The sequence below is a fragment of the Halomonas sp. DP5N14-9 genome, from assembly GCF_019802175.1.
In the GTDB taxonomy this organism is placed as follows: domain Bacteria; phylum Pseudomonadota; class Gammaproteobacteria; order Pseudomonadales; family Halomonadaceae; genus Halomonas; species Halomonas litopenaei.
The window spans coordinates 94,495-108,072 of record NZ_JAHVHR010000001.1; the positions used below are offsets into that span (position 1 = coordinate 94,495).

Sequence of the window (13,578 nt, forward strand, 5' to 3'; positions counted from 1 at the left end):
CCGAACGGGGCGATGCTGACAAGCTGCAAGCGGCGCCGAGCGCCGGAGCTTGTTGCCCTCAGCCGGGACTCTGTCCGAAAAGCCGACGGACACAGGGGATTTTCAGCCTACTAGAAGTCGTACTTGGCGGAGAACTGAACCCTGTCCAGGTCGAAGGTATCGCCATCCACCTCATCCAGGTCGTAGCGCTGGTACTCCGCCGACAGCGTGGTGTTGGCAAAGGGCGACCACATCAGGTTGAGAAAGAAGCTGTCGTAGCTGTCGGTGTCATCGCCGGTACCGTTGCTGTCGAGTTCAGTCGCCGAGTAGGCGATGCTCGAGCGCAGCGTGTCGGTCCAGTAGTGACGATAGATGGCCGAGGCGCCCCAGGACTCCACCATCTTGATCTGGCCGTCCTCCACCTTGGCGTTGGGGTAGGCGCCCAGCGCCATGTAGCGTCCCAGGTTGCCATAGTTGGCCTGCAGCATGAGGTCGTCTTTTTCGAACACCGGGAATCGTCCGGTCAGGCTGTAACCGGCCCCCCAGCGACTGTCGTCGTCCTCGGCGTCATCCAGGCTGAAGCGCCTGACCACGGTGGCCGCTGAAACATGCCCCCACTCCTGGTCCACATTGACCCGGGCCACCATGTCCGGGGTGTCCTGGTCGTCGTCGCCGTCCTCGGGATTCTCCACCGCGAACTGCAGGCTGCCCCAATCCAGCGGATAGGTATAGCGAAGCTGTGGCTGGCGCACGAAGATCGAGCCGGTATGGGTACTGAAGGCGTCGATCTCGCCAAGCCCCTTGAGATCCATGAAGGTTGACCAGTACTGCCCGGCCAGCCAGTTGCCCCAGCTCAGGTAGGCGTGGCGCAGCCGCGGCGCGTAGGAGTGCGAAACAAATTCGTTGGCTTCGTCGTCGGCGCCATAGAAATCCGTCTCGATATAGGTCTTCATGGTATCGCCACCCAGCGGTGTACTGGTACCGAAGCTCAGACGCGTTTCCCGCGCACTGAAACTGACGCGGTTGTCGGCGTCATCGTCGGTGGCGCGCAACAGCCCCGCCGTCACCGTCTCGTTGGCCTTGCCGTCGCTGAGTCCATTGTCGGAGAACGCCGCCTGAGCCTTGATGTAGCCGCCAAAGGACACTGTGGTATCTCCCACCAGGAAGTCGCCACTGTCGGTGCGCTTGACCACGTTCTCGCTGACGTCGGCGACGTCCTGTTGCATGCTGGCCTGCTGGTTGATCAGGTTATCGATCTGGGCCTGCTGCTGTTCGACCAATTGCATGGCCGCCTGCTGTTGGGCCTTGAGCTGTTCGATCTGGGCCTTCAGGTCATTGAGTTCCTGCATCGACGTCTGCGCCTCGGCCGCGATCGGCATCAGCAGACAAAGGCCGGTTCCCGTCAGCAAGGCGCTTGTGGATCGCAATCCGCTCATCGCCGTCCCCCTTCATTATCGTTGTCGTGGCGGTCGTCATGGCGGCTGTCGCTGAACTGAATCACCGACGCCTACACGCTCGGAGACCCAGGCATGACCGGCAAACCACTCGCAGGAATGGCGACCACGTATAACCAAGCGCTTAACTAACGACTATAGAAACGAAGGTTCGAGAACGGCGTTTGATATTGTGCCAAATGAAGCACGAAAAAGAAGTATCCGAATTAGCAAAACAATAGAAATATATCTTACAAATTCATAATGCTAGAACCGGAAAATATGGAAAATTCCGAGCTTTCTTCTTTATCAAGTACCGGTACAGCATATATCGATAGGCAGTAGAAGCGGCGCCTGGCCGACCTCAAGAAAATACCACTGCATCAACGTGCTGTTTTTGTGATCTGGTTCTCGGACCGGCAGCGCGGAGCCTGTCAACACAGATGACACATGAAATGATTCTGACTCTTTAACACCCTGCCGCCAGGGGCGCCGCATTCCTCTCGGGATTCAGGTGCACTACCTCTGGCAGGCCGAGGTTTCCGATGTCCCAGGACCAACACTCCGGATAAAGCTGCTTTGTCGCCTCAAGACCTCCCGGCGCAGCGCCGGGACACCTTTGGCCTCGCAGCTATGACGCTGACTCGTCGCGCCGTCGGCGATACCTCGCGGCCGACGTCACTCTGGAAAGAGCTCTTCGTTACTTCATGTGGATTTGGGCTGCCGCCTCCGATCGCGTCACTCTTCAAGCGACTATCTAGAAAAGCTGTGTTAATTACCATCAATGACTTGAACATTGATCTATCGAGCTAAGGGGAGCCATACCCCGGTAGACGGAATATCGCGTTGTCCTCGACCGCACCTCCTGGATCTGCGGCGACACTTGAGCCTACGCTTCCCTCAGCACTACACAACAGGAAGGGAACAAGCCCGACCTCGTGAGGCCGGGCAAAGCTGGATGCAGCAAAACGGGGTCAGTCGACGTTGTTGTGCCAGCAGATAGATCATCTACAACCAAAGAAAGCCGACAGATTTCGCATGATGAGAGGACTCAGCCACCCCGACGGCGTAACTGACGAAGCTCGCCGTTCAGCGCCTTGATGATGGTGTAGCACATCACAATCATCACCACCGAGAAGGGGATCGCGGTGGCCGTGACTCCGGCCTGGAGCGCCGAGAGTCCGCCGCCGATCAGCAGTACGATGGCAATCAGGCCTTCCACCGTGGCCCAGAACATGCGCTGAGGGCGCGGTGCATCGATCTTGCCACCGGCGGTGATGGTATCGATCACCAGCGAGCCGGAATCCGACGAGGTGACGAAGAAGATCAGCGCCAGGATAATGCCCAGAGTCGACATCAGGCCCGACAGCGGCAGCTCGTTGAGCATGGCGAACAGCGACAGCTCGGGACTGTAGCTGTCGATCACGTACTCCTTGACCAGGCTGCCGGCCGGATTGGCATATAGCTGGTCGAGGGCGGTGGCGCCGAACACGCCCATCCAGATGAAGATGAACAGACTCGGGATCACCAGCACACAGATCACGAACTCACGCACCGTGCGCCCCCGGGAGACGCGGGCGATAAACATGCCGACGAAAGGCGCCCAGCTGATCCACCAGGCCCAGTAGAAGATGGTCCAGGATTGGCGATAGGCGTCGTCCTCGCGGCCGAAGGGGGCCGACAGCGGGATGAACTTCGTCACGTAGGTCTCAAGGCCGGCCCAGAAGCCGGCGAGCGCCGCCAGGGTCGGGCCGGCGAACAGCACGAAGAAGAAGAACAGCACGGCCATTCCCATGTTGATCTCGGAAAGCCGCTTCACGCCACCTTCCAGACCGCGCCACACCGAAACCAGCGCCACTGCGGTGACGGCTGCGATCACGACCACCTGAGTGGTGATGCTGACGTCCAGGCCGAAGACGAAGTTCATGCCGGCGTTGGCCTGCTGAGCGCCGAGGCCGAGCGAGGTGGCCAGGCCAAACAAGGTCGAGAATACCGCCAGGATGTCGATGACGTGGCCCCACCAGCCCCAGACGCGGTCACCCAGCAGCGGGAAGAACGCCGAACGGATGGAGAAGGGCAGGCCCTTGTTGTAGGTAAAGATGGACAGCGCCAGCGCCATCACCACGTAGACAGCCCAGCCGTGGATGCCCCAGTGCAGATAGGTGCCGGCCAGCCCCATGGCGGTGGCGTCGGCGATGGCCTCAGCGTTCAGTTCCCCGTCGCTGCCGAAGGGCGAGGGCGTGCCTAGCGGCGAGGAGACGTTGGCGTGATAGACCGGTTCCAGTACGCCGAAGAACAGCAGGCCGATGCCAATACCGGCCGCGAACAGCATCGCAAACCAGGACAGGTAGCCATACTCCGGCGTGGCGTCGGGGCCGCCCAGGCGGACCTTGCCGTATGGCAGCACGACCAGTGCCAGGCAGAACAGGATGAAGCCGTCCACCACGATCATGAAGTAGCTGTCGAGGGTGCCGGTGGAGAAGCTGACAATGGACTGAAAGAGATTACCGGCTCGCTCGGGGAACAGCAGCGTCAGCACGATGAAGACAATCGAGGCCAGCGCCGAGATGGCGAAGACCCGGTTATGTATATCGAAGCCGATAGGCCCCAGGCTGCCCTCGAAGTTGTCCTGCCCGACGGTATAGTCCGTCTGCATGTCGTCCGAAACCGGGGTTGGAGCCTGCTCGCTTTGAGTACTCATGAATGATGCTCCTGTGGATGGAAACACACTGGCCGAGTGAGTCTCGCACACGTCAGCTGTTGCGTGTGACAGGACAAGCGATGAGAGCTGAGGCTCCCTTACCAGTAGCGGAAAGATTGAGCTCTCGGCGTCAATATGTGCACCGGAAACAGCAGCCCTCCCCTGAAACCCTCTACCCCGTGCAGGTCAGCACAACAGGGGGGACCGCAAATAACGCGTGGAAATATCAACGAAAGCGACGCCGCTTTCCGTTCAACGCCTTGATGACTGTATAGCACATCAGAATCATCACCACCGAGAACGCAACGAGATATCGTCAAATCCGGTGCCGGGCTATTTGGCCGCAGTCCTGTCTGATTGATCGGTGACTTGCTCTCCATCCTTGAACTGAAGTGGACCCCATTCCCAGGCAAAAAGAGCGCGGGACACCGGGGTGTCACCGCACTCTCTTTAGCCTCCAAGAACAAGAACGGACTGCATCAACACCTTCTCTGGAGTTGATGGGAAGATTTCCCTTCCGTCACGCCGAGTCTGCGACCGCTGCCATACTATCGCCCGACGGTATGTCTACTCCACCGTCACCGACTTGGCCAGGTTGCGCGGCTGATCGACATCGGTCCCCTTGAGCACCGCCACGTGGTACGACAATAGTTGCAGCGGCAGGGTGTAGAGGATCGGCGCCAGCGCCTCGTGGACGTGGGGCAGATGCAGCACCTGGATGCCCTCGCTGGCGTTCAGGCCGACATTCTCGTCGGCGAACACGTACAGCTCGCCGCCTCGAGCCCTGACCTCCTGCAGGTTGGACTTGAGCTTGTCGAGCAATTCGTCGTTGGGTGCCACCGAGATCACCGGCATCTCGCTGTCCACCAGCGCCAGGGGGCCGTGCTTGAGCTCGCCCGCCGGGTAGGCCTCGGCGTGAATGTAGGAAATCTCCTTGAGCTTCAAGGCGCCTTCCTGGGCGATGGGGAAGTGGGCGCCACGTCCCAGGAACAGCGCGTGGTGCTTCTCGGCGAAGGCCATGGACAGCCGCTCGATGGCCTCGTCCAGGCCCAGCACCTGGCTGCACAGCGCCGGCAGGGTCCGCAGAGCGGCGACGATCTCGGCCTGCTCGTCCTCGTCCATACCCCGCACCCGGCCAAGCGCCAGGGCGAACAGCATCAGCGCGGTCAACTGGGTGGTGAAGGCCTTGGTGGAGGCCACGCCGATCTCGGGGCCGGCCTGGGTCATCAGGCTCAGGTCGGCCTCGCGCACCAGCGAGCTGCCCGGTACGTTGCAGATACCCAGGCTGCCCAGGTAGTTGTCCTGCTCCATGGCAAACCGCAGCGCGGCCAGGGTGTCGGCGGTCTCGCCGGACTGGGACAGGGTCACGAACAGGGTACCCTGGGGCACCACCACCTGGCGGTAGCGATACTCGGAGGCGACCTCCACCTGCACCGGGATGCCGGTGTAGCGCTCGAGCCAGTAGCGCGCCACCATGCCGGCGTGATAGCTGGTGCCGCAGGCCACGATATGGATCTGGCGGACCTGCTGGAACAGTCGCTCGGCATCGGGGCCGAAGCTTTCCACCAGCACCGAGCGGTCGCCCAGGCGGCCTTCCAGCGCCGCGGCGATCACCGCCGGCTGTTCGTGGATCTCCTTGAGCATGAAGTGGCGGTACTCGCCCTTGCTGGCGGCGCCGTCACCATGCTCGAAGGTCTGGACCTCACGCTCGACGGCGGTCCCCTCGGCATCGAAGATCTCGATGCGACCATTGGCGGACAGCCGCACCACGTCGCCTTCACGCAGATAGATGAAGCGATCGGTCACCGGCAACAGCGCCAGCGGGTCAGACGCCAGGAAGGCCTCACCGATGCCGACGCCGACCACCAGCGGGCTGCCCTTGCGCGCGCCGACCACCACATCGGGCTCGTCCACCGCCATGACCCCCAGGGCGTAGGCGCCGTCGAGGCCGGCGACGACCCGCTGGAAGGCGCTGAGCAGATCACCGTCGCGGCGGGACTCACGCTCCAGCAGGTGGGCGATCACCTCGGTATCGGTCTCGGACTCGAACACATAGCCCTGATCGGTGAGTTCCCGACGCAGCTGCTCGTGATTCTCGATGATGCCGTTATGTACCACCGCCAGGCGATCACGCGACTGGTGGGGATGGGCGTTGGGCTCGCTGGGGCGACCGTGGGTCGCCCAGCGGGTGTGAGCAATACCGCTGAGCCCCGGCAGCGCCGAATCCTCCAGTCGCGCCTCGAGCGCGGCCACCTTGCCCACCGCGCGCTGGCGCACCAGTTCTCCCTCGGGGCTGCGCACCGCCATGCCGGCACTGTCATAGCCGCGGTACTCGAGGCGCTTGAGGCCTTCGAGCAGAATGTTCTGTACGTTGCGCTGGGCCACCGCGGCGACGATGCCACACATAGGGGTCACTCCTTGAGAGATTCGTTATTGGCTACCGCTGACCAGCAATCGAGAGGGGGCCGCAACGGCAGAATCGGGCGGAAGCATCCGTCAATCCTCGTCCTTGGTCGGCCTCGGCCAGTTGGCCTTGGCGATCTGACGAGACCTTGTCACCGCCAGGCTATGATCGGCGACGTCGCGGCTGATGGTGGAGCCGGCACCGACGGTGGCGCCCTCGCCGACACTGACCGGAGCCACCAGCGCCGAATTGGAGCCGATGAAGGCGGCGTCACCGATCTCGGTACGGTGCTTGTTGGCGCCGTCATAGTTGCAGGTGATGGTACCTGCGCCGATATTGACCTCGCATCCCAGGCGGGCGTCACCCACGTAGCTCAGGTGGTTGATCTTGCTGCCCTCGCCCACTTCGGCGTTCTTGGTTTCGACGAAGTTACCGACCTTGGCCTTGACCGCCAGGCGCGAGCCAGGACGCAGCCGGGCGAAGGGACCGATCTGGTTCAGCCCGGCCAATACTGCACCGTCGACGATGCTGTGGGCCTCGATGACGCTTTCGGCACCAACATGGCTGTTGCGTACCACCGAGTAGGGGCCGATGCGCACGCCTTCGCCGAGCTCCACCTCGCCTTCGAACACGCAACCCACGTCGATGAAGACGTCGTGCCCGCAAGTCAGCTTGCCACGCACGTCGAGACGGTCTGGGTCGGCCAGGGCCACGCCCTTCTCCATCAGCGCCTCGGCGATGTCGCGCTGGTATGCTCGCTCGAGACGCGCCATCTGGGCGCGATTGTTGACGCCTTCGACCTCCATCGGCCGCGCCGGCTGGGCGGTGGCCACCTCAATGCCCTCGGCGGCGGCCATGGCGATCACATCGGTCAGGTAGTACTCGCCCTGGGCGTTGTCCGACGACAGCTCAGGCAACCAGCGCTTCAGCTGGGCGCTGGTCATGGCCATGATGCCGGTGTTGCACTCGGTGATCGCAAGCTCGCTTTCAGAGGCATCCTTCTGCTCGACGATGGCCACCACCTTGCCTTGATCGTCACGCACGATGCGGCCGTATCCCGCCGGGTCGTCCAGGGTAACGGTCAGAAGTCCCATGTGGCGCTCGTCCACCTGCTCCAGCAAGGCCGCCAGCGTTTGCCGACGGATCAGCGGCACGTCACCGTAGAGCACCAGCACCTTGCCATCGCCAAGCTGGCCCAGCGCCTGGGCGACGGCGTGACCGGTACCCTTCTGCTCGGCTTGATGGGCAAAGCGAACCTCGGTGTCGACCAGGGCATCGCGAACCCGCTCGCCACCGTGCCCGATGACCACGTAGGTGCGATCCGCATCGAGACCCCGGGCGGTATCGACCACATGACGGACCATCGGTTTTCCCGCCAGGGTATGCAGCACCTTGGGCAGGCTCGAGCGCATGCGGGTGCCCTGTCCGGCGGCGAGAATCACCACATCGAGGCTCATCGTGACTCCTTGTCTAAAACAAAAGATCGAAGCAAATATCGCAACAGTAGCGAACCGACCAACGGTTTCAGTGATCCGTCGTGAGAGGCCAGCGCTACTATTCTAGCGGGGTGTCGACATCCGTCACCACCGTCAGCCCCAGGGTATCGACCATCTCCTGCCCAAAGCGCGTCACAAAGGCGGGGCTGACCCGACTTTCCCAGCCCTCACCCTGACGCACCAGCATCACCACCGGCAACTCCTGGTCGATGGCGGCCTGCATGCCTTCCTCTTCGCCCATCACGCTCAGCGCGGTGGCCCAGGCGTCGGCCCAGGCATTGGACGGATGCACCACCGTCACCGAGGCCAGTCGATGGGTGATGGGGCGCCCTGTGCGGGGGTCGATGGTATGGGAGTAGCGCTTGCCATCGGCCTCGAAGTAGTGACGGTAGTCACCGGAAGTCGCCACCGAGACGTCATCGAGGCCGACCACGTGCTGAGCCTTGGGCGCACCGTTCTCGGGCACCTCGATACCGATGCGCCACAGCCCCTTGCCGCCGTCACGCCGTCCCTTGACCTTGACCTCTCCGCCAAGGTTGACCAGGTAGTTGGCGATACCCTGGCGATCCAGATAGGCCGCCACCTCGTCGGTGGCGAAACCCTTGGCCACCCCGGACAGGTCAACGTAGACGTCACGCAGGCGACGGGCCTGGGCCTCGGCGGTGTCGATCTCGAGCGCGTCCATGCCGACCTGAGACAAGCGCTGCTCGAGTACGTTTTCCTCGGGGATTTCCCGGGGCCGGGCCTCGGGGCCAAAGCTCCACAGATTGACCAGGCTACCGACGGTGACGTCGAAGGCGCCGTGACTTTGCTGGTTGACCGACTGGCTGATGGCCAGCACCTCCATGAATTCGTCGGAGATCGGCTGCCATTGCCCCAGCGGTGACTGATTGAAGGCGGACAGCTCCGAATCCTCGCGCCAGGTCGACATGGAGGCGTCGACCGCGTGCATCTCGTCGAGTACGCCCTGCTCGATCTCCTCGACCTGCTCGCGTGTCAGCGGGTCGGCCAGGGTGATCTGGTAGAAGGTGCCGAAGATGTCGCCTTCCAAGGTGATCGGCGAACGGGTAGTGGTCTCTTCGCTGCAACCGGACACCAGCAGTGCCATCAGGAGGGGCGCCAGCCAGGTTGTCAGCCATCCACGCCGAGCGGTCTTGAATCCAGTCATGAGGGGGCTCTTCAGATATATCAGCCAAACAGCCAGATCAGGGCGATACCAAGCAGCAGGCGATAGACGACGAAGGGCTGCATGCCGATGCGCTTGATGAACGACAGGAAGAAATGGATGCACAGGTAGGCGCTGACGCCGGACAGCAGCGTGCCGAGCGCCATGTCACCCCAGTGCACATCGACACCCGTCTGAATCAGCTCGCAGGCCTCGAGTCCCCCCGCCAGCACGATCACCGGAATCGACAGCAGAAACGAGAAGCGGGCCGCGGCTTCGCGCCCCATGCCCAGCATCAGTGCCACGGTGATGGTGATGCCGGAGCGCGAAGTGCCGGGGATCAGCGCCAGCGCCTGGCCGATGCCGATCCACAGGGCATCGCTCCAGCGCAGCTGATACTCGCTGCGCGAGCCCCTGAAGCGCCAGTCGGCAAGCCCCAGCAGCAGGCCGAAGAAGATCAGACCGAACGCCAGCACCATGGGCGAGCGGGCATACTGCTCGATGACGTCCTTGAACAGCAGTCCGGCCAGCCCCACCGGAACGGTGGCGAGGATCACCCACCAGGCCAGCCGAGCGTCCTGATCGGTGCCGCGACCGGCGACGCTGGCACACCAGCTCGTCAGCATGCGCAGGATCTCGTCGCGGAAATAGATGACCACCGCGCCAAGGCTACCCAGGTGCAGCGCCACGTCGAAGGCCAGTCCCTGGTCCGGCCAGTCGCTGAACACGGGGACCAGTATCAGGTGGGCGGAGCTCGATACCGGAAGAAATTCGGTGATTCCCTGAATCAGGGAGAGAACGACAATCTGTAGCCAATCCATGGAGTGACCCGTAAGCGAGGGGTAACAGGCAAAACGCCCGCAAGAGCATACACTCCACGGGCGTTCTTGTCCGCTGTCAGGGGGCCCCTGGCCGCACCCGCTGCGGTCGATCAAGTTCCCATCAGTACCAGTGTGGCGATGGAGAAGTAGATGACCACCCCGGAGGCGTCGATCAGGGTGGTGACCAGCGGTGCCGAGGCGGTGGCCGGATCCCAGCCCAGGCGATCGAGCACGAACGGCAGGCACATGCCGAGCAGGCTGCCGAACAAGACGATGCAGATCATGCTGATGGCCACCACCAAGGCCACCGCCTCACCACCTCTAATGACCCCGATGGGGGCCACCGCCAGGGCCATGGTCAGTCCCAGCGAGCCTGCCACCAGCAGTTCTCGGCCGAGCAGCTTGCTCCAGTCCTTGATGCCGACATCACCGGTGGCCATGCCTCGCACCATCAGGGTGGCGGCCTGGGCGCCGGCGTTGCCACCGCTGCCGATCAACAGCGGCAGAAAGAACACCAGGGTCACCTGGGCCGCGATGGTGTCCTCGAAGTGGGCGATGCCGGCTCCCGAGAAGAGGTTGCCGAACACCAGCAATACCAGCCAGATCACTCGCTTGCGATACAGGCTCCACAGCGGCACCCGGGACACGCCACCTTCCAGCTGACCGATCGACATGCCCTTGTGGATGTCCTCGGTGGCCTCGGACTCGACCACGTCCATGGCGTCGTCGTGGGTGACGATGCCGACCAGTCGCTCGTCGGTGTCCGTCACCGGCAACGCCAGCAGGTCGTAGCGTGCCACCACCCGGGCGACCTCTTCCTGCTCGGCGTCCACACCAATACTGATGACGTCGTGGATCATCAGCTCGTCGATGATCGCCTGGGGCCGTGCCACCATCAGCTGTCTCAGTGACATGGTGCCGGCCAGGCGGCCGTGCTCGTCCACCACGTACAGCTGGTAGACGGTCTCGGCGTCGGGAGCGGTCTGGCGCACCCGCATCATCGCCCGGGACACGGTGAGCCCCATCGGGATCGCCACATAGTCGGCGGTCATCAGGGCGCCGGCGGTGCCCTCCTCGTAGCTCGCCAGGCGCTTGAGCGCCTCGCGCTCGCGCCTTGCCATGCGCCGTAACAGCGCCTCCTTGCGATCATCTCCCAGCACCTTGAACAGGTCGGCACGTTCGTCCGAGCCCATCTTGTCGAGGATTCGTGACAGCCAGGCGTCCTCGATGCGCGACGCCATGGCATCCTGGGCCTCGAATGGCAGGTGACCAAACACGCTGGCCTGGCGCCCCACCGGCAGGCAGGCCAACAGCGCCACGGCGCTGTCCAGGCGGTCCTCATCCTCGATCAGTCGCTCGAGGATCTCGGCCAGATCCGCCGAGCGAATCTCGGGCAGGCGGGCTTCCAGCGTCTTGCTGTCGCGGGGATCGAGGGCACGCAGCAGCACCTGCTTGTGCGCATCCAGGCTGGGGGTCAGATTCATGGGCGTCTCCTCATGGCCGGCGTCCTTGCCGCAAATCGCTGAGGCGCAGTGTCCCCAAGAGACGACCTATCGGGGCTGCTCGAAAAGGCGACATGATGCCATGTCTGGATGAACATTAGACACAAGGCAAGCAACGCAGAAGCGTCAGTCGCGGTTCGCTGCCGTCATCACCAACGAAAACGCCCCCCGAATGTCAGCCATTCGGGGGGCGTGGGGCATCGGCGCCAGGGAACTTAGCCCTTGCCGGCCTTCCTGCGCAGCTGCTGGATGGTACGCAGCTGGGCCAGGGCCTCGGAGAGTTCCGCCGCGGCGCGGGTGTAATCCAGCTCCGCCGACTTGTCCTCCATGGCCTTGATGGCCTGCTTGCGGGCCTCTTCGGCGGCCGCTTCATCCAGATCGGATGCGCGAACCGCCGTGTCGGCCAGCACGATCACCTTCTCGGGCTGCACTTCGATAAAGCCGCCGGAGACGTAGAAGTGCTCCTCGCTGCCTTCGTTGAGCACCCGCACAGGGCCCGGAGCCAGCTCGGTCAGCAGCGGCGTGTGGCCGGCCAGGATGCCAAGATCCCCCAGGATGCCAGCCGCCACCACCTGCTCGGCACTACCGGAGTAGACCGAGGCTTCGGCACTGACGATCTCGCATTGGATGGTTTTCGTCATGATGACGTCTCCCGGTTAGAGGGATTACTTCATCTGGTTGGCTTTCTCGACGGCCTCGTCGATGGTGCCGACCATGTAGAAGGCCTGCTCGGGCAGCTCGTCGTACTCGCCGTCCAGGATGCCCTGGAAACCACGGATGGTCTCCTTCAGCGACACGTACTTGCCGGGAGAGCCGGTGAACACCTCGGCAACGAAGAACGGCTGTGACAGGAAGCGCTGGATCTTACGCGCACGTGCCACGATCTGCTTGTCTTCGTCGGACAGCTCGTCCATACCCAGGATGGCGATGATGTCCTTGAGCTCCTTGTAGCGCTGGAGCACGCCCTGAACACCGCGCGCGACGTTGTAGTGCTCGTCGCCCACCACCAGCGGATCAAGCTGGCGAGAGGTGGAGTCCAGCGGGTCGATGGCCGGATAGATACCCAGCTCGGCGATGGAACGCGCCAGTACCACGGTGGCGTCCAGGTGCGAGAAGGTGGTCGCCGGAGACGGGTCGGTCAAGTCATCCGCGGGCACGTAGACGGCCTGTACGGAGGTGATCGAGCCGGTCTTGGTGGAGGTGATACGCTCCTGCAGAACGCCCATCTCCTCGGCCAGGGTCGGCTGGTAACCCACCGCGGACGGCATACGGCCCAGCAGTGCGGACACCTCGGTACCGGCCAGGGTGTAACGGTAGATGTTGTCGACGAACAACAGTACGTCACGACCTTCGTCACGGAACTTCTCGGCGATGGTCAGACCGGTCAGGGCCACACGCAGGCGGTTCCCGGGCGGCTCGTTCATCTGGCCGTAGACCAGTGCCACCTTGTCGAGAACGTTGGACTCCTGCATCTCGTGGTAGAAGTCGTTACCTTCACGAGTACGCTCACCGACACCGGCGAACACGGAGTAACCGCTGTGCTCGGTGGCGATGTTACGGATCAGCTCCATCATGTTGACGGTCTTGCCGACACCGGCACCGCCGAACAGACCGACCTTGCCGCCCTTGGCGAACGGGCACACCAGGTCGATGACCTTGATGCCGGTCTCGAGCAGCTCGTTGGTGGCGGCCTGGTCGGCGTAGCCCGGAGCCTCGCGGTGGATCGGCATGCGCTCCTGCTCGCCGATCTCACCGGCCTCATCGATCGGCTCGCCGAGCACGTTCATGATGCGGCCCAGGGTTTCCTGGCCGACCGGGACGGAGATGGCCGCGCCGGTGTTATCGGTGTTCATGCCGCGCTTGAGCCCTTCGGTCGAGCCCATGGCGATGCAGCGCACCACGCCGTCGCCCAGCTGCTGCTGGACTTCGAGGATGGTCTCCTTTTCGGTGACCTTCAGCGCGTCGTAGACCTTGGGAACATCGTCCCGCGGAAACTCTACGTCAATCACCGCGCCGATGATTTGTACGATACGTCCGCTCATCTTGGTTCCTCTCTAATACCTGCAAATGAAACCTG

The 13,578-nt window shown here is 63.0% G+C and carries 9 protein-coding genes; all 9 read right to left on the reverse strand.

Annotated elements, in window-relative coordinates:
• Positions 1-110 precede the first annotated feature (110 nt).
• The 9 genes from KUW00_RS00470 to atpD all read right to left on the reverse strand — a co-directional run bounded on the left by KUW00_RS00470 (position 111) and on the right by atpD (position 13,543).
• Entirely contained in the window at positions 111-1,415 is a 1,305-nt protein-coding gene (locus KUW00_RS00470; protein ID WP_185696434.1) for a DcaP family trimeric outer membrane transporter, read from the reverse strand.
• 1,048 nt (positions 1,416-2,463) lie between these two features.
• Positions 2,464-4,113, reverse strand: a complete 1,650-nt coding sequence (locus KUW00_RS00475) for a BCCT family transporter (protein WP_108131965.1) — start codon at positions 4,111-4,113, stop codon at positions 2,464-2,466.
• Positions 4,114-4,680: 567 nt separating this feature from the next.
• Positions 4,681-6,519 (reverse strand): glutamine--fructose-6-phosphate transaminase (isomerizing), encoded by a 1,839-nt coding sequence (gene glmS / locus KUW00_RS00480; RefSeq protein ID WP_222516270.1) that lies wholly within the window; start codon positions 6,517-6,519, stop codon positions 4,681-4,683.
• 90 nt (positions 6,520-6,609) lie between these two features.
• Positions 6,610-7,974 carry a bifunctional UDP-N-acetylglucosamine diphosphorylase/glucosamine-1-phosphate N-acetyltransferase GlmU gene (glmU, locus tag KUW00_RS00485; protein ID WP_222567989.1) on the reverse strand — a complete coding sequence of 455 codons (1,365 nt, stop codon included), beginning with the start codon at positions 7,972-7,974 and terminating at the stop codon, positions 6,610-6,612.
• A gap of 97 nt (positions 7,975-8,071) precedes the next feature.
• Positions 8,072-9,181, reverse strand: a complete 1,110-nt coding sequence (locus KUW00_RS00490; RefSeq protein WP_222516268.1) for an FAD:protein FMN transferase — start codon at positions 9,179-9,181, stop codon at positions 8,072-8,074.
• A gap of 20 nt (positions 9,182-9,201) precedes the next feature.
• Positions 9,202-9,999: an undecaprenyl-diphosphate phosphatase gene (locus KUW00_RS00495; RefSeq protein WP_124804536.1), complete on the reverse strand. Its 798-nt coding sequence runs from the start codon at positions 9,997-9,999 to the stop codon at positions 9,202-9,204.
• 110 nt (positions 10,000-10,109) lie between these two features.
• Positions 10,110-11,483, reverse strand: a complete 1,374-nt coding sequence (gene mgtE / locus KUW00_RS00500) for a magnesium transporter (RefSeq protein WP_108131960.1) — start codon at positions 11,481-11,483, stop codon at positions 10,110-10,112.
• A 233-nt stretch (positions 11,484-11,716) separates the two neighbouring features.
• Positions 11,717-12,142, reverse strand: a complete 426-nt coding sequence (locus KUW00_RS00505; RefSeq protein WP_045992706.1) for a F0F1 ATP synthase subunit epsilon — start codon at positions 12,140-12,142, stop codon at positions 11,717-11,719.
• 24 nt (positions 12,143-12,166) lie between these two features.
• A complete protein-coding gene (gene atpD, locus KUW00_RS00510; RefSeq protein WP_045992707.1) occupies positions 12,167-13,543 on the reverse strand; it encodes a F0F1 ATP synthase subunit beta in 1,377 nt (458 codons plus the stop codon).
• Positions 13,544-13,578: the final 35 nt, after the last annotated feature.